The organism is Candidatus Chordibacter forsetii (assembly GCF_964187505.1).
Classification (GTDB): Bacteria; Verrucomicrobiota; Verrucomicrobiia; order Opitutales; family Seribacteraceae; genus Chordibacter; species Chordibacter forsetii.
Genome location: NZ_CAXLML010000217.1, coordinates 1 through 16,773, shown reverse-complemented (window position 1 = coordinate 16,773; position 16,773 = coordinate 1). Strand labels below are relative to the sequence as shown.

20 protein-coding genes and 1 tRNA gene are annotated in these 16,773 nt (G+C 46.1%); 10 read left to right on the top strand and 11 right to left on the bottom strand.

The window, feature by feature from the left end; genetic code table 11:
- On the top strand, window positions 1-596 hold a 596-nt coding region (locus ACKPQ4_RS09415), incomplete at its 5' end, for a carbohydrate ABC transporter permease (RefSeq protein WP_407680927.1).
- Between the two features lie 3 nt (window positions 597-599).
- Window positions 600-1,406, top strand: coding sequence for a carbohydrate ABC transporter permease (locus ACKPQ4_RS09410; protein WP_407680926.1), 807 nt, complete (start codon window positions 600-602; stop codon window positions 1,404-1,406).
- 5 nt (window positions 1,407-1,411) lie between these two features.
- Here the strand turns inward: ACKPQ4_RS09410 and ACKPQ4_RS09405 are convergent, their stop codons facing one another.
- Window positions 1,412-2,482, bottom strand: coding sequence for an ABC transporter ATP-binding protein (locus ACKPQ4_RS09405; protein WP_407680925.1), 1,071 nt, complete (start codon window positions 2,480-2,482; stop codon window positions 1,412-1,414).
- Window positions 2,483-2,567: 85 nt separating this feature from the next.
- On the opposite strand from ACKPQ4_RS09405, the gene ACKPQ4_RS09400 reads away from it, so the two are divergent.
- Window positions 2,568-3,302 carry a c-type cytochrome gene (locus ACKPQ4_RS09400; RefSeq protein WP_407680924.1) on the top strand — a complete coding sequence of 245 codons (735 nt, stop codon included), beginning with the start codon at window positions 2,568-2,570 and terminating at the stop codon, window positions 3,300-3,302.
- On the opposite strand, the gene murU is transcribed toward ACKPQ4_RS09400, so the two are convergent.
- The 8 genes from murU to ACKPQ4_RS09360 all read right to left on the bottom strand — a co-directional run bounded on the left by murU (window position 3,299) and on the right by ACKPQ4_RS09360 (window position 9,820).
- Window positions 3,299-3,967 (bottom strand): N-acetylmuramate alpha-1-phosphate uridylyltransferase MurU, encoded by a 669-nt coding sequence (murU, locus tag ACKPQ4_RS09395; protein ID WP_407680923.1) that lies wholly within the window; start codon window positions 3,965-3,967, stop codon window positions 3,299-3,301. The genes ACKPQ4_RS09400 and murU overlap by 4 nt on opposite strands.
- 6 nt (window positions 3,968-3,973) lie before the next feature.
- Window positions 3,974-4,951, bottom strand: a complete 978-nt coding sequence (locus tag ACKPQ4_RS09390; RefSeq protein WP_407680928.1) for an aminoglycoside phosphotransferase family protein — start codon at window positions 4,949-4,951, stop codon at window positions 3,974-3,976.
- Between the two features lie 122 nt (window positions 4,952-5,073).
- Window positions 5,074-6,117 (bottom strand): ADP-glyceromanno-heptose 6-epimerase, encoded by a 1,044-nt coding sequence (gene rfaD / locus ACKPQ4_RS09385; protein WP_407680922.1) that lies wholly within the window; start codon window positions 6,115-6,117, stop codon window positions 5,074-5,076.
- The gene (gene proC, locus ACKPQ4_RS09380) at window positions 6,068-6,880 is read right to left on the bottom strand and encodes a pyrroline-5-carboxylate reductase (RefSeq protein ID WP_407680921.1); all 813 of its coding nucleotides are present in this window, start codon (window positions 6,878-6,880) and stop codon (window positions 6,068-6,070) included. The genes rfaD and proC overlap by 50 nt, the downstream gene beginning before the upstream one ends.
- On the bottom strand, window positions 6,880-7,512 hold the full coding sequence (locus ACKPQ4_RS09375; RefSeq protein ID WP_407680920.1) for an RDD family protein: 633 nt from the start codon (window positions 7,510-7,512) through the stop codon (window positions 6,880-6,882). The genes proC and ACKPQ4_RS09375 overlap by 1 nt, the downstream gene beginning before the upstream one ends.
- A complete protein-coding gene (locus ACKPQ4_RS09370) occupies window positions 7,512-8,390 on the bottom strand; it encodes a bifunctional 5,10-methylenetetrahydrofolate dehydrogenase/5,10-methenyltetrahydrofolate cyclohydrolase (RefSeq protein ID WP_407680919.1) in 879 nt (292 codons plus the stop codon). Before ACKPQ4_RS09370 ends, ACKPQ4_RS09375 begins: the two co-directional genes overlap by 1 nt.
- Before the next feature lie 37 nt (window positions 8,391-8,427).
- A complete protein-coding gene (locus tag ACKPQ4_RS09365) occupies window positions 8,428-9,039 on the bottom strand; it encodes a hypothetical protein (protein ID WP_407680918.1) in 612 nt (203 codons plus the stop codon).
- Between the two features lie 10 nt (window positions 9,040-9,049).
- Window positions 9,050-9,820: a pseudouridine synthase gene (locus ACKPQ4_RS09360; RefSeq protein ID WP_407680917.1), complete on the bottom strand. Its 771-nt coding sequence runs from the start codon at window positions 9,818-9,820 to the stop codon at window positions 9,050-9,052.
- An 87-nt stretch (window positions 9,821-9,907) separates the two neighbouring features.
- On the opposite strand from ACKPQ4_RS09360, the gene fabG reads away from it, so the two are divergent.
- From fabG to ppnP, 5 genes are all read left to right on the top strand, one after another.
- Window positions 9,908-10,657 carry a 3-oxoacyl-[acyl-carrier-protein] reductase gene (gene fabG, locus ACKPQ4_RS09355; protein ID WP_407680916.1) on the top strand — a complete coding sequence of 250 codons (750 nt, stop codon included), beginning with the start codon at window positions 9,908-9,910 and terminating at the stop codon, window positions 10,655-10,657.
- Window positions 10,658-10,698: 41 nt separating this feature from the next.
- Window positions 10,699-10,941, top strand: a complete 243-nt coding sequence (locus ACKPQ4_RS09350) for an acyl carrier protein (RefSeq protein ID WP_407680915.1) — start codon at window positions 10,699-10,701, stop codon at window positions 10,939-10,941.
- Window positions 10,942-11,006: 65 nt separating this feature from the next.
- Window positions 11,007-12,248, top strand: a complete 1,242-nt coding sequence (gene fabF, locus ACKPQ4_RS09345; protein ID WP_407680914.1) for a beta-ketoacyl-ACP synthase II — start codon at window positions 11,007-11,009, stop codon at window positions 12,246-12,248.
- Window positions 12,249-12,327: 79 nt separating this feature from the next.
- A tRNA-Arg gene (locus ACKPQ4_RS09340) sits at window positions 12,328-12,404 on the top strand.
- Between the two features lie 369 nt (window positions 12,405-12,773).
- Window positions 12,774-13,097: a pyrimidine/purine nucleoside phosphorylase gene (gene ppnP, locus ACKPQ4_RS09335; RefSeq protein ID WP_407680913.1), complete on the top strand. Its 324-nt coding sequence runs from the start codon at window positions 12,774-12,776 to the stop codon at window positions 13,095-13,097.
- A 267-nt stretch (window positions 13,098-13,364) separates the two neighbouring features.
- On the opposite strand, the gene ACKPQ4_RS09330 is transcribed toward ppnP, so the two are convergent.
- Window positions 13,365-14,663, bottom strand: coding sequence for a hypothetical protein (locus ACKPQ4_RS09330; protein ID WP_407680912.1), 1,299 nt, complete (start codon window positions 14,661-14,663; stop codon window positions 13,365-13,367).
- A 101-nt stretch (window positions 14,664-14,764) separates the two neighbouring features.
- On the opposite strand from ACKPQ4_RS09330, the gene ACKPQ4_RS09325 reads away from it, so the two are divergent.
- Window positions 14,765-15,049, top strand: a complete 285-nt coding sequence (locus ACKPQ4_RS09325) for an ATP-dependent Clp protease adaptor ClpS (RefSeq protein WP_407680911.1) — start codon at window positions 14,765-14,767, stop codon at window positions 15,047-15,049.
- Window positions 15,042-15,488, top strand: coding sequence for a DUF2017 family protein (locus ACKPQ4_RS09320; RefSeq protein ID WP_407680910.1), 447 nt, complete (start codon window positions 15,042-15,044; stop codon window positions 15,486-15,488). Before ACKPQ4_RS09325 ends, ACKPQ4_RS09320 begins: the two co-directional genes overlap by 8 nt.
- Before the next feature lie 18 nt (window positions 15,489-15,506).
- Here the strand turns inward: ACKPQ4_RS09320 and ACKPQ4_RS09315 are convergent.
- Window positions 15,507-16,773, bottom strand: a 1,267-nt coding sequence (locus tag ACKPQ4_RS09315; protein ID WP_407680909.1) for an FAD-dependent oxidoreductase, incomplete at its 5' end; no start/stop codon positions are given.

The following is a 16,773-nucleotide window of genomic DNA, read 5'->3' as shown; positions in this document are numbered from 1 at the left end:
TTCAGGGAATTTGTTTATTTTTGCTCCTCATTCCAAGTTTTGCTCTGCCTGGTAGCCTGGCCACTTTGTTTTATTTATTTTTTCACGGAAAGTTCGGTGCATTGAATCAATTTCTGGTCATTCCCCTAGGGTTTGATCCAATTAACTGGATGATGGACCCTTCCTGGATTTTACCCTGCCTGGTGCTACAGGCAGTTTGGAGATGGACCGGCGTGATTACTTTGGTCCTTTACTGTGGAATACGGGCAATTCCTCACTGGCAATTTGAAGTTGCCCGGATAGAAGGGGCTTCTGCCTGGACCAAGGTGCGAACCATTCTTTTTCCAGGCACCCGCCATTTGCTCTTGTTTTCTGGTATTTTTCTTTTGGTTGATGGTGTGGCTGCATTTTCTGGAGCGTATAATTTACTCGGTGGTTCGGGCGGAGTGCTCGATGCTGGACTGCTCTTTGTGACCTATGCCTACCAAGTGGCATTCCCTGGAGGAAGTGGTAGGTTTGATCTGCCCTTGGCATCTGCTGCCTGTGTCCTGGTGGCTGGCACTACTGCATGTTTTGCATGGTTATTACTACGGGTAAGAAAACGCATGGGGAATTAGAATATGAACCGTTTGTTTTCACTTATTCTCACCGGATTGGTCCTTCTGATAACCGCTTATCCCTTTGCCTGGATGTTTTTATCCTCTTTTAAAACGAACCGCGAGATATACCAACCGGGCAAACTACTTCCGGAATCCTTTGATCCTTTTGCTTACAAACTGTTGTTTTCTGGAGAGTTATTTGATTTTACGGCCGTATTAGTACGATCCCTTTTGCTCGCGGGCGGGCAGGCGATTTTTGCCTGCCTGGTTACGGCAGCGACTGGGTTTGCTCTGGCCAAGGGAAGATTCCGGGGGAAATCCCTTCTCTTTTGGGCGGCTTTATTGATTATTTTATATCCCAAACAAGCCATGAGCCTTGCTTTGTTTGAATGGATGGCACGGTTGGAAATTACCGGGAATCTTTATGGACTCATGCTTTCGGGTGTGGCCAGCGGTTTGGGGGTTATCTTTTTTACCCAAGTCTTTCGAAAAGTGCCCGACGAATTGATCGATCTTGCCAAAGTGGAAGGCCAAAGCCCGTTTTTTTGCTTTTTCACCCTGCTCCCCTTAATTTTTCCAGCCTTGTGCACCTATGGAATCCTCCACTTTTTTCTTTGCTGGCAGGAACATTTACTGCCCTTACTGACCCTGGGAACGGATCAACTTACCTTGCCCCTTGCCCTGGCCAAATTGGGAGATTCCAGTTACCATACACCCGAAGCGGTGGGATTAGCGGCTGGAGTACTAGCCATGATTCCTCTTTTCTTGCTTTTTGGCTACTTTTTTAGGCGGGTACGCACGGCCTTGGCAGACTGGGTGGTTTCCTGAAGAATTTAGATCCTTTTACCGGTATAGCGTTCGAACCAGTGAGCCTGTTCCCACTGGGGAGATATACTCACAGTATCTTTTTCTTTAATATCTGACCTCGTGGTTTTTATGAAAATATTAAGGTCGTCAATTAATACTCCAATCAATCGATGATCTCCCAGGTTTTCGACTCTTTCAATCACCCCAGTTATAGCTCCGTTTTCTGGAGCTGAAAGGGTCCAGTTTTCCGGACGTATTCCCAGCGTGATCGACCCTGTGGGCATATCATGATTAGGGAGTGGAAATTGGATGGAACCTGACCTGAATTTCGGCGGACTTCCCTCTTTTTTGTCGATTTTTCCATCAATACAATTCACTCCCGGAGAGCCGAAGAATTCAGCCACAAACCGATGGGCGGGAAGATCATAAATTTCCTCTGGTGTGCCCACCTGTAAAACCTCTCCCTTGCGCAATACACAGATTCTTTGACCTAAGGTCATAGCCTCGGCTTGATCATGAGTAACATAAATTGTGGTCCTTGGCCTTTCTTGGTGCAAGCGAGCAAGTTCTGAGCGCATGCCTGCACGGAATTGAGGATCAAGATTACCCAGGGGTTCATCAAATAAATGAATTTTTGGATCGCGGGCAAGAAGGCGTCCAAGTGCAACCCGTTGGCGTTGTCCGCCACTTAATTGACTAGGTTTGCGTTTGAGGAATTCCAGGATTTCCAACTTTTGGGCGATCCCTTCCACTTTTTTCCGGATTTCAGGGGCTGATTCCCGACGGACCTTCAAACCGTATGCCATATTGTCAAATACAGAGAGGTGGGGAAAGAGGGCATAGTTTTGAAAGACCATGCCAAGGTCCCGCTCCTGAGGTGCGAGTTGCCCGGAATCTTTTCCAAATATATCAATCGATCCATGGGTCTGGTTTTCCAATCCGGCAACTAAGCGAAGCAATGTACTTTTCCCACAACCTGACGGACCAACCACCACAAGGAATTCGCCCTCGGCAACCTCAAGGTTGATTGATTGTAGGGCATGAACATTCGGGGGGAAGGTCTTGCTTACCTGATTAAATGAAATTGCACTGCTCATTAAAATATTCCTATTCTAAGCATGGATGGCTTAGGGTAAAGCTTTGTCGCTTGAGCATAGAGGTCCGTAAACATAGGATGGGTTTGTGAAGTGTTCACATATTTGCAGGCATACACTTGGAGGATTACTCCTTTGGTTCCTTGGTGCTGGCTTCACTGGCTGTCAGAAGGAAGTTCCTCAGGTCAAAAGGATTACCAAGACGATGGAAAAGGAATCCCTTGCACGGATGGATGGATTGGTCCGCGAGTGTCGGGTATGTCATGGTGTGGAAGAGGCCCAACGGGGGCCCATTCTGGACGGAATGGAATATGGGTACCTCTATGACCAGTTGCAAAAATTCCGTTCAGGCATACGCGGACAGAACCCCGATAATCGTTCTGAGCACTTAATGGGCATAGGAATTAAGAAAGTAAAGAATGACTTGGAATCTGCTTATTTGGCCGACTGGTTTGCACGGCAGGAACCCAAACCCGCGGTTCGTACGGTGGTGGGAGACTTGGATCGTGGTAAACTTTTTTACACCGCTCGTTGTGCATCATGCCATGGCGAGCAGGCGGAAGGAAACCGTTTGCTTGCCGGACCCGCTCTCAACCGTTTGGAAGGCTGGTACTTTCTCGAACAGATGCGCAAGTTCCGTTCAGGCGACCGGGGGTACCACCCGTTGGATGAGTCCGGAAGGGTGATGGCGGCTGCATCAACAGGAATAACTGATAGCACTTTGCGTGATTTGGTTGCCTATGTTGTCAGTGCACATGGCCCAGCTGATGCTCCTTCGATGCGCGACCGCATGGTACCGGGGAAATCTGTGAAGCCTTTTTAAGCCCCGTACTGGGCGTGGAGAGACCCCAGTCGTTCCGGAGTGCCCACATCATCCCATTCTCCTCGATGTAGCCGTCCACCTACCAGGTTGCTGGATATTGCTTGTTTGAGGCGCGGAACAATGGAAAATTTTTCAACCGTTGCACCGTCAAGAATGCTCGGATGGTAGAGAGCGATACCGGCATAGAGGTATTCTGGAGACTGATGTTCAATTACACGGTCTTGGGAAAGAGAGAAATCTCCCCGTTCCCGCCAGTCAGGCTTGGGCACGAGGAAGAGCATTGCCTGATCATCTTGGGGTAAGGCATGAGGAATAGTGGAAAAATCCAGATCGCACCAGACATCGCCATTAACCACCAAAAAGGTTTCGTTTCCTAACAAGGGCAGGGCCTTGGCCAATCCGCCCCCGGTTTCAAGGGGTTCCGGGCCTTCATCAGAATAAGAGATTGAAAGCCCCCAGGTTGAGCCGTTGCCCAAGGCTTCAGGAATTTTAGTGCCTAAGTGTCCGAGATTGATCACCACTTCGCTAAATCCCGCTGCGGCCAATTTTTCAAGGTGATGGACGATTAATGGCTTTCCACCTACAGGCACAAGTGGTTTGGGTGTATGGTCAGTTAGGGGGCGCAGGCGATTGCCATAGCCTGCAGCTAATACTATTGCCTTCACCGGTTTTTAGGAGTCGGGAGAAAGTAGGGATGCCTGTTCCACCAAGGATTGGAGATCGCAAAGCTCCGGGTAGTTCTTAAGGACCTGTTTTACATAGCCAAGTACACGGGGAACATCCGCTAAGTATTCTGGTTTTCCATCACGGATTTTTAGGCGATGAAAAATACCAACACATTTCAAGTGTCTTTGTAAACCCGCCCAATCAAACCATTTGTTTATAGTGCCCTCATCGATTTCCGGTCCGATCAAGCCACACTGAACAAGTTGGGTACGGAAACTCCTGACCTGCCGGACTATCCAGTCCTCGGAGTTATCGACATAGCAATCGCGCAGTAAGGATACCAAATCGTAAGTAATTGGCCCAAGCATAGCCCCTTGGAAATCAATAATTCCGGGAGTTCCATCATCGGTGACCAATAGATTACGGCAATGAAAGTCCCGGTGCATGAAGGATTTGGGAATCGTATCGACCCCATCAGTCAGAGGTTTGGTATATTTTTCGAACTCCTGGCTGGATACATCAGGCAGGCACCATTCCCTAAAGATCTCAAGTTCCTTTGATTGCCAGGCACGATCAAAAACAGGGAGCTGTGTAGCCCATTCGCCCAAGCCTTTTTGAAATTTGATAATTTCTTCAACGGCAAGCTCATAGAGATTATTCCTACGCTCACTTGCCAGGGCTTCCTGGTAGTGTAAATCTCCGAAATCTGAAAGGATAAGAAATCCCTGTTCCAAGTCCTGAAAATAAACTTGGGGAACCTGGATTCCAGAATCTTTTAGCTTTTTGGCAAGTTGGACGAAGGGAGCACAGGGTTCCAATTCTGGTGGGGCATCCATTACCACCCGTGAGCCATCTGGAGTGTGAATACGAAAGTAACGACGAAAACTGGCATCTGCCGAGGCGGGTTCCAATTTGCAACCACCATAAGGGGTGGATTGATTTATCCATTCACAAAGAAATTCTTTGCGTTCGTCCACCACCATAACTTCCACAAGGTTGTTTCTCTCTAATTTTTAGGTCCCGTCAAAGAAAAAAAATCGGGTCAGTCCGACTCCCTGTATTGATCGGATATCAGAAGCAAAAATATCGTAGGCCTAATATGTAATCAGGCACCAAGTCGATGGTCAGGTTTGAGGTATTGCACAACATAATCGTGAACCGCTTCCTCGAGTGAGAATAATTCATTGCCATAGCCTACCTCACGAAGCTTTTCAATTTTAGCCTCAGTAAAATATTGGTACTTATCACGGAGGACTTCTGGCATTTCGACAAAACGAATATTCGGTTCCATACCTAGGGCGGAAAAGATTGCCCGTCCCAGATCAAGCCAGGTTCGTGCTTTTCCACTTCCGAGGTTAAATAGTCCGTTCGCATCGGGTTTTTCTCCTAACCACAAGGACATCAATACAGCATCCTTGACATAGAGAAAATCACGCATTTGCTCGCCATCCCGGTAATTTGGATGATGGCTCTTAAATAGGGTCATCTCTTCGGTGCTCGCAATTTGTTCGTAGGCTTTACTCACTACGGAGCGCATTCCTCCCTTGTGCTCTTCATTTGGCCCATAGACATTAAAATATTTGAGTCCCACAATTTGATCGAGCCAACCATTCTCCTGGGCAAGCAGATCAAATTTGTGCTTCGACCAACCATACAAGTTCAAAGGGGTGAACTTTTTTAAATCCAAATCCTGATCATCCATACCCAAGGAACCATCTCCATAAGTCGATGCCGAGGAGGCGTAAACAAAACGAACACCATTTCCGAGTGACCATTCGCAAAGTTCTTTGGTGTAGCCGAGGTTATTGTCGTTTAAATATGCCTCGTTGGTCTCGGTGGTGCTTGAACAGGCACCGAGGTGGAAAATCGTGGAGATTTCAGAGAGTTCTCCGCTTTTGTCCGCAATCATTTTGCGGAAATCTTCAGGTGTGAGCCGGCGGGAATAGGAAAGATCCTTGAGGTTGCGCTCCTTCAAATTGTTCGGTTCTGCCCAGTCGACCAACCATAGGTTTTCTATGTTTCGATTATTTAATCCCCAAATAATTGCACTACCAATAAGACCGGCACCCCCGGTGACCACGATGGTGCCACGGGCAAGGTTACTCATGAGAAAGTTCCACCGAGCGTGCCCGGGCAGCTTCCACGGCATGACGAACAATGGTTCTTAATTCGTCAGCTGAAAAACTTTCCAGTGCTGCCTGGGTGGTCCCATTGGGAGAAGTTACCTGGTCGCGCAATTCCTTGGGTGCTAAATCGGAAGATTCCATGAGCCTGGCAGCTCCAGTAACCGTGCGCAGGGCAAGTTCTTTGGCAAGCTTTCCGGATAGTCCAATTGCTCTGGCCGCCTCCTCCAGGGCACAGGTGAATTCAAAAACATATGCCGGGCCGCTTCCGCTTATGGCAGTAATTCGGTCTAAGTCCGCCTCTTCACTGAGTTTGTACGCTTTTCCAAGAGATGACAGAATTTGTTCAATCATTTTTTGGTCGGGGCGGGATGGAGACTGTGCAAACAAATAACCAGTTACACCGTGCCCAATCTGCCCGGGAGTGTTAGGCATGGAACGGACCACATTTCGTGCCTTCGGGAAAGCCTTGGCAAGTTTGGCAATGGGAATACCTGCCATAATTGAAAGAATTAGGCAGCCAGCACTTTTTTCTGAAACGGAGGGGGGGAGTTCGTTAATTTGTTGAGGCTTGCAACCGAGAATAAGTACGGAGGGGGAACTTGCTAACATTTCCTCGACTGAGTCAAAACGGGAAATTCCAGTGTCATTGGAGAGTTTTTCTGAGGTTCCATCATTTGCCGAACAGCAGGAAATTTGCTCGGGGGCAAAGGAATTGGTACGCAATAAACTATGTACGATGGCGGATACCATTTTGCCCGCTCCAATAAAGCCAAGAGACTGGCTCACTACGACACCTCCTTTTTGTTGATTTCTTGAATGGTAATCGTCCCACCAATCATGTCGTGCAGGCAACGCCGTTGTCGGTTGAGAAAGCAAAAAAGAAAATTCATTAATCCGGGAAGAAGGAATGGGGTAATGAGAGTGAGTGCACTTAATCCTTTGCCTGCGGCCCGAAAGAATTGCCTAAAAGGAGAAGGTGAGAGGTCTGTTCCATCCATTCTTACCGTGCGCAAGCCAAAGGTTGCTTTGCCCAGGCTTTTCCCAAAAAAGAAGCGCTCTCCGATAAAAAAATATAAGATGGGCAAAAAGCAGGCCCATACAACCATGGCCATGAGCATCTCATAAGTTTCAGGAGAAAGTCCGGATTGATCAATGAATCGAGACATTTCTTCTGAATCCATCTGATTTTCCTGGGCAAGTAGAGTGGCTTGTTGGAGCAGGCTTTTAAATTCATCCTGAGTATTGTTGTCCCAGAAATTGGGTAGAAAATGAGCCATTAATTGAAGAAGCAGGATGATCAAAACAAAATCCATCGCAAAAGCGATCGTTCGTTTGAGCAATGGAGCTGGCTCGAGATTGGCGGATTGAATTGTCTCTTGTTCCTCGTCATTGAGGGTGCGGGTGGGGGATTCGTTCATTAAGGCTGCTTCAAGCTTTGTTCAAAGGCTTGGACCGTATTAGCCATGAGCATGGCGACGGTCATCGGGCCAACCCCTCCAGGTACAGGAGTAATATGAGAGGTTTTGGGGGCCACTTGTTCAAAATCAACATCTCCCACCAACCGGTAACCGGATTTACGGGAGCTATCAGGTACTCGATTGATTCCCACATCAATTACGGCACATCCAGGCTTGATCATATCTGAAGTTACAAAGTGTGGCTTTCCTATTGCAGCGATAAGTAGATCCGCCTCCCGGGTAAGGGCTGGCAGATTGTGTGTTCTGGAATGGCAAAAAGTGACCGTTGCATTGCCAGGTATCGAACGGTTAAGCAGCAACATACCAATCGGTTTTCCCACAATTAAACTGCGACCCAATACAACCACCCGTTTACCAGCTGTTTCAATGCCTGTACGCTTGATTAGTTCAATAATTCCAGCGGGTGTACAGGATCGGAAAGCATCGGGTTGTTCCTGGCAAAGTTTTCCCAGGTTTACTGCATTAAATCCATCCACATCCTTGGCGGGGGATACCCGGTTGAATATTTGAACATCATTAATGTGAGGGGGCAGGGGGGCTTGCACCAAGATGCCGTGTACAGAAATATCCCCGTTTAAACGATCAATTTCCTCAAGCAATTGATTTTCAGATATGGTGGAGGGGAATACGAGTAACCTAGCATCTATGCCTAAGGAAGCTGCCGTTTTCTCCTTTTTTCTAACATAAGAAATGGACGCTGGGTCATCCCCTACACGCACAAAGGTAACGCAGGGCTTCCCACATTCAAAGGCAGAAACTTTGCCTTTTAATTCATCCAAGACTTCCTGGGCAATATGGTTGCCGTCGATCAATTCCATGACCCGGTAAAATTCGTGAAAGGTCTAGCAGGTTGGATCAATTCGAGAGACGCAGCACTCGTGCCCGTATGACCAATTTGTCAGACCCTGCCTCAATCGGTTCTAGCATGCCGAGCACATTGATCTGCTGGTCAGTAAATTGCTGGGGGTCGACGGCTTTTAATTGATCAACATCAATAAATGCCAGTCTTTTACCCTTTGAGTTTTCCAACTGGTAAGGAAAGTCGTAAGCAAAGCCAAGTTTACGAGGTTTAAAAACAAGAGTGCCTTCAAAATTTCGAACAATCCGTGTAGCTGGTTTGTTTTTGGGGGGATCCAGGGGAAGGGTGCTCGGGTCGGGTTTAACCTGTTCGGTCTCCAAGGGATCAAGTTCGTCAATTTTTGAACTCCCGGAATCATTTGAATTGCTTGATGATTCAGTTTGCTGAGCGGGTCCACTCGAGCTGTCAACGGATTCTTGAATCGGTTTCGCATTCCACTTTTCTCTTCCTACTACCACGGGCTCAACCTCAGGCGCACCAGCATTGAAAGCCTTACCTAGGCTGGGGGAATCCCCTTGAGCGGGTTGTCCAAATGCAGAAGAAAAAGAGAGCAGGGAAACCGCCATTCCCCCGATGAATTTGGTGATGTATAAATTAAAAAATCCCATGGTTTTGAATTTAGGAAATTTGCTTGGGAAAGAGCAAATCAATTTCTGAATCTTTTAAATCTCTGTAAGTCCCAAGAGGTAACTTACCAAGCCTCAAGCCTCCGATGCTGGTTCGCCGTAATTTTTTTACTTTATAGCGATAACGGCCCATGCACCTTCTAATTTCGCGTTTCTTGCCGTGCCCCATTGTAATTTCTAGTTTGGTCGAGCCTACAGGGTTTCCTGCTTTGGCACGGATTTCGTCGAGCTGTAAAAAATCTCCATCATCCTCAAATCCTGCAAGCATGGCTTGAAAGGCATCCTTTTCGAGAGGCTGGTTAATTTCGACTTTATATTTCTTTTGGACTTTTTGGGATGGGTGGGTAAGCCGATGAGCTAGTTTACCATCATTGGTTAAGATAACCAATCCTTCGCTATCTAAATCCAATCGCCCCGCACAAAACAAGCGGATGTTGCGGTGCCGAGTTTCAAGCAGTTCAAAAATTAGGCGTTCGGCATGGGGGTCGTCATTCGAGCAGGTAAACCCCTTGGGCTTGTTGACCATAAAAATGGTTGGCTTGATGAATTTTGCCTGAATTCTTTTCTGACCCACTTTTACAACATCGCGTTCAGGATTTACCCGTTCACCCACTTTGGCCAACTCTCCATTTATGGAAACTTGGCCGTCTTTAATCAGTTGTTCCCCCGCCCGTCGCGAGCAAATACCAGAATCGGCAAGAAACTTTTGAAGCTTTGGAAGAGGAGGTGTGGTCTTGGAAGATTGGTTTGTATTCTTGGACATATGCAAAACTTGATGTTGCCTAATCACTACGAATCCATCATTTATCGGAAACAGTCAATAACAGGGATGGGAACCTGAATATTTTTCATGAACGAAGAAACAGATAGAATCAAGGTTGCGGTTGTTACCGGTGCAGGTCGGGGAATCGGTCGCGGAATTGCCGAGGCATTGGCCCGCGACGGGATGAGAGTCATTTGCGTAAGTAAGTCAGAAGCCTCCTGTGGTGCAGCAGCGGAATCAATCAGGGAATCAGGCGGACTGGCTGATGCATTAGCCGTGGATGTATCTTCAGGCGAGCAAATCCGCCAAGCTAGTGAAAAACTTCTTGAGGAACATGGACATGTCGAGGTTTTGGTAAATAACGCAGGGATTACCCGCGATAATTTGCTCTTTCGTATGGAAGAGGATGACTGGAACTCAGTAGTTAATACCAATTTATCCAGCTGTTTCCATTGGATTAAAGCCCTCGGACGTCCGATGACTCGGAAACGCTGGGGACGTATTGTAAATGTTGCATCGGTGGTCGGTTTGACTGGCAACGCGGGACAGGCCAACTACTCAGCAGCCAAGGCAGGTATGGTCGGTTTGACGAAAAGCCTAGCTCGTGAATTTGCCGCCCGTTCGGTAACGGTAAATGCAATCGCTCCCGGGTTTATTGATACTGATATGACTTCTGAATTGGACGAACGCGTGAAGGAAGGTGCTTTAGCTACCATTCCTCTTAAACGATTCGGCAAGGTTTCCGATATCGCCGAAATGGCAGCTTTTTTATGTTCTGACAAAGCCTCCTACATCACCGGACAAGTTTTTACGGTTGACGGCGGGATGGTGATGTGAGGAAAAACTTTCTATTAATAACTAACCAAACTTAATTCATTATGTCCGACAAAAGCGCCGATCGCGTAAAGAAAATCATTGTTAGCCAGCTCAACGTCAGCGAAGAGCAAGTTACTCCGGAGGCCAGTTTTATTGATGACCTTGGAGCCGACTCACTTGACCAAGTCGAATTGGTCATGGCTTTGGAAGAAGAATTTGGTAACGAGATACCTGAGGATGATGCCGAAAAGCTTCAGACCGTGGGATCAGTTATCGAATATGTTGAGAAAAATCTTTCTTCCTAATATTCCTTTAACTTTATGATGAAGTTCGGTTATCTCGAGCCGACTTTATTAATCTTTTTTTCCACATGACCCGTGTAGTTATAACAGGAATGGGGGTAGTTTCCTCCATCGGTAACGATATAAACAGTTACTGGACCAGCCTGAAGGCAGGAAAGTCTGGAATCACCACACCAACGAGTTTCGACTGTTCTGATATTGCCAGCAAGGTTGCTTCCGAAATCAAGGATTTTAATCCTGAAGATTTCATGGATCCCAAAGAAGCAAGAAGGAATGACCGTTACGCTCAACTTGCACTTGCCGCAACACATGGTGCACTTAAAGATGCCAACCTAACTCGTGAGCAATTGGTGCCCAAACGCACTGGCGTACTTGTGGGTTCAGGAATCGGTGGAATGGATACTATCGAGAAACAAATGACAACCTTGATTGAGCGGGGACCTCGCCGGGTTTCTCCGTTCATGATTCCTTCTTTAATTGCCAACATTGCCGGTGGAATTATTGCGATTGATCTAGGAGCCAAAGGACCGAATTTTTCGGTGGTCAGTGCTTGTGCATCTGGATCTCATGCGATTGGTGAGGCTTTTGAAATGATTCGCCGGGGAGCAGCTGATGTTATTTTTGCCGGTGGTAGCGAAGCTGCGGTTACCCGAATCGGTTTTGCCGGTTTTTCATCGATGAAGGCAATGAGTACCAAATTTAACGATGACCCAAGCCGTGCATCTCGTCCCTTCGATAAAAACCGGGATGGTTTTGTGATGGGAGAGGGTTCTGGAGTTCTGGTTCTTGAAACTTTAGAGAATGCACAAAAGCGTGGTGCCCGCATCTATGCAGAACTTATTGGCTATGCCGCAACCTGCGATGCCTTCCATGTAACCACCCCGGATACTTCCAGTGAGTCTCTTACAGAATGTATGAACTTGGCCCTTGATCAGGCGAAATTGGAAAGGAACTCAGTAAATTATGTGAATGCACACGGTACATCCACACCATACAACGACCGATCAGAGACCACTGCTTTAAAGAATGTTTACTCCGATTACGCCAAGAATGGATTGATGGTTAGTTCCACAAAATCCATGACCGGGCATCTACTTGGAGCAGCCGGTGCCATTGAGGCAGCAGCCTGTTGCAAGGCAATCGAGGAGGGCGTGATTCCTCCCACTATTAATTACGAAGAACCCGATCCAGACTGCGACTTGGACTATGTACCCAATGAAGCACGCGATGCGACAGTGAATGTGGCGATGAGTAACAATTCTGGTTTTGGAGGGCACAACGCCTCACTTATTTTTCGTAACTTTAATTAATCTGTTTTTTTTCCCGGTTGATACCTAAATTCGCTTGCTCCACACGATAGGTCGGGTATCTTAATATCTTTGGCAATTTGCACCCGTAGCTCAATTGGATAGAGCGCCTGACTACGGATCAGGAGGTTGGGAGTTCGACTCTCTCCGGGTGTGCCACTTTAATTAAGCGAAAAGCTGTTATATATTATAGACTCTCGAGTATGAGGGGCTCTTTTTGTTTGCTTCACAAGACTTCACAAATGCCCACAACTTCATGGTTATTTTGGTACCACTCTTGGCAACACATGAGAGAAGTATTTTAAAAGCGGACTGTTCGTTGATCTACAACCTGAGTCGTGGGTGTAGAGTTTGATGGAAAGGTAGAAAAGAGTTTTTTGTATTAACTATGGAGGCTAAGACATCATGGATAAGTGAGGTCAAGGAAACTGAATCCGTTTGGGAAGAAAACCCTAATTCATATGGCGAGGAACTTATGGCTAAAGGAATACTTGGATAGTTTAAGATATTAATTAAACTCCAAATTTTATGAGTAAAATAAATTTTCAAAATGTAACCGTTCAGGCCAAGGCGAACATCTACTTTGATGGAAAAGTAGTCAGTCACTCGATTGTTATCGAAGGTGGTGCAAAGAAAACGCTGGGACTCATTTACCCGGGAAGATATCATTTCAATACCGAACTTGCCGAGAAAATGGAGATCATTGCGGGTCACTGCAAGGTAACCTTAGATGGCAAGGACGGTTCGATTTCCTACGAAGAGAATCAATCATTTGATGTTCCGGCAAATAGTGGGTTCACCATTGAAGTGAACGATGGTACATGCGAATATATCTGCACTTTTATCAATTAAGCTACTACTTGCTCGGCAAGGAAGGTAGCGGGGAAAAGTAAGCAACTGAGAACCTACCATCGTGCGTACAAAATTGTACGCAAACAAATCTTCAATCAACGAGGAATTGTCAAATCAGGAAACTACTAATTTTAAATTGGTGAATTTGCTGACAACAACTTTATCGAAAAGGGCAAGAATACAGGGGCATCGAGCGAAAACTAACCAATAAAACGAGCAATCATTTTTCCTTATCTCCCGTTTGGAGCCAGGGCAGACAATTTAGGATTATGAATCCTGCGAATCTTTGTCCGGGGAACTTGTAGGCTTATCAGCATCTTCCTTTTTCACTGGGGGACTCTTAGGTTCCTCGGCCACTTTCTTCGTTGGTTCTGTCTTTTCAGTGGGAGAGGCTGGAGATTGACCTTTCTTATCCTCAGTGGAGGGTTTTTTAGAAGGTTTGGCGGGCTCGGCTGATGAGGATGCTTTCGAAGATTGGCTAGACTCGTTAGGCGAGCTGTCAGAAAGCTTAGTTTCTGAGCTAGAGGCAGCTTTAGTATCTACATCCTTTTGGGGTGTAGTTTTATCCTTTTTGGCTTCGGTAGCTATAGGGGACTCTTTGGAACCGGAGGACTTTCCTTCCTTAGGCTTAACCTCATCATCTATAGACTTACGATTGGAAGCCTTTTTCAACACTGCGGCTTTTTTGGCATTATCCCGAGCCGCTTGGGCGGCCATTTCTTTACGTGCAGAGATGAATGACACAACGCATAAAACTACATAAATGAGCAAAAGACCCGCAGAAAGAAGCATACTGGTAGGCTTTAAGCTCGATGCTTCATAAATAAGGTATGGCTCGCTTCGCCACCAACTCATTTCAGCAAAAGCGCCTACTACCATTTTGGCTATGGACAGAAAACCTAGCAAAGCAATGAGCACGGCAACATGCATGATATGTTTTTTGGCATTGGGTGCCTTATCGGCAGCCACTGCCAAGAGAATTAAAATCAAACCGATAATACCTGGGATAAAAGCTGTCCAACTCTTACCGAATTCAAGAGATTTATTATTTTCAGGAGCATTGAGTACATTTTCCCAGTTGTTGGAGCTCAGGGTAACAGGACCTTCGGAGTCACCCATATTGTTATAAATAAAGCGAATCTTTGCCTTATCCACATCAATTTTGGGCCAATCGATTGGTTCATAATTTTCCGTGCCCGCATTGCTGTAATTTTCGGACTCCTGAAGAAGACCACGACGAGTATCTCCAGATGAACTGGCATACCAAAAAGACTCTTCTTTACCCTCCATTCGACCTGCTTTGCGGGCGTAATTCTTTTGATTAATATCTTTGGCGTGACTTTCGTTCAACTTATGAACTATCCACCACACATTTTCTCCTGCAGAATCATCACATGGCATGAAGTCTAGCATTACGCTCTGATTACCGTCTGAAAGAACAAACTCGGCGTCGCTGGCCCAAGGACCTGTCAGTTTAATGGATAGGCTTGGGTCTTGAACAATGTAACTGATAAGACCAGTTAAGATAAGGATTCCTCCGAGGATAAAGGATGGTATTTTAAGCATCCTTTTAGGAAAACTGCTTTCAGGAAACAGGCAAGCTCGTAAAGTTTAAAAATCCTCTCGTTTCTCCGAGTTTTTCGAATAGGATATAGGTTTTTACTTTTATGACCTTAGAAACCATAATTAAAACTGAAACTAAAGAAGATACTTCTTTGGACTTACCTTGGCGTGTGATTGTCCTTAATGATCCCGTAAACCTGATGAATTATGTGGTGATGGTTTTTCGCAAGGTTTTGGGTTTTGATGAGAATAAGGCAACCAGACACATGCGCGAAGTCCACGAAAACGGTCGTTCTGTTGTTTGGTCTGGTAATCGGGAAAGAGCAGAAAATTATGCGTATCAATTACAACATTGGCGCCTGCAAACCTTGTTGGAACGGGATGATTGAATTTCGTTTGCAAATCGATTCAAGAATTACCCGGGCGGTGGTTCCTTTGATTATCAAATCTTTTTCAGAATGTGGCAAAACGGCAGAACCAGTTTTCCCCTATCCGGAAGAATCTGATCAAGAATTAATGGATACATGGGCCAAAAGTTTACGAGAGGACCTTGCCCAGGACCGTCAAAGGCTTGCCCGTCTGTTGAACGATGCAAAATTTGCTCATGGCTATGTCGAGATTCCCGACGAGGATATGGAACTAGTTTTGCGAGCGCTAACGGAAATTCGTTTATTTATTCGTAAAGCCAACTTGGAAGCTTTTAGCGATGAAGAATTGGAAACAGGGGAGTTTGTTTTACCCCATAAACCACAACTTGCTCAGTCTTATTACCTTGCCTACTTGGTCTTAGCTGAAGTGCAGGAGGGCTTAATTGCCCAAGCCGCATAAGCTGAAAAGAATACAGTCTTAACCAGCTCGAAGGATTTGGTTATTGGCCACGGCAATTCCTCCTAACATAGCACCGACAATTCCAACATAGCCTTGGTCTGTCCCTGCGAGGTATAGGTTTTTGTACTTGGTCGATCCATCCCTTTTCTTGGTCGGAGATCCATAAAGGGTACCGTTTATATGACTGGTGAACCGCTTGATTGTTTTGGGGGTAAATGTATCCAGTAGTTCGGTGCGTTGGTGTAGTAGTTCTCGCTTTTCAAGGCCACCTGGTAAGTAACTCAGGGCATTATCAAGCATAGTTTTTTCCCAATAGTTTTTTTCCTTCAAGTATTGAGCCTCGGATAATTGAGACCATCGGTGAAAATTTGCCGGGTGGGTGACACGCAGTTTGGATTCTTCGGTCTGATGGTTCGTTCCGTAATTGTCTGGCATGCAAATTACTCCTGATTCCAAATCCACTAAACCTTTAGGGCAATCATATACAAAACGGTTTGAACGGTTGAAAAAGATTACGGTTTCGTCCCAGCTCAAATCTTTTGGGTGTCCCTTAAACACTCGTATCGATTCAATGATGCTAAACTGTCCAGTTTGGGCTTCATTTGGTTCGATACAATTTTCTTGCAGCAAAGATTCAGTCTCACGAATACCACAGGTTGAAATTATTTTTTCCGCCTTTATCGTTTCACCCGACTCTAAAATAACTTCCTTCGCTTTATCTCCCTTGGTTTGGATTGAGCGAACAGCGCTGTTCATTCTTCGATCTACCCCCAATTCCTTGAGCTTAGCTGTGAGGGGATTGAGAATTGCTCGGATACCATCCTCAGGCCTGGATAAACCTTGTTTAAAGATGGCATCGAACAACATGATAAAGGTAGGGAAATCAATATCGTCTGGCCGTGCAGATCCATAGTAACAGGTCGGACAGAGCAGCATTTCTCCAAGCAATGGATCGATGCCTGAGTCTCTAAGGATCGAGCGGGTGGAAAGCTCTTCCGCATCGACAGAATAGGCGGGGAATTGCTCCATCATTTTTAGGAGCTTCAAAAAAGCGTCCATGGAAGATGGAAAAGCTTCCTCCACTTGGCTAAGGAAATATTGAAAGTCATTATTGAATCGAAGGGACTGCTCGCCAAAGGTGATACGGGAATGGCTTTGTGGGAGAAGTTTTAATTCATCAATGGGAATGCGTAATTGTCGGCAAAGCTTAAGCAAAGGAGAAGATTTTCCCGAAGAAGGCGAGGGGTAATTGGTGAGGGCATGTAGCCCAACATCAAACTTCCTG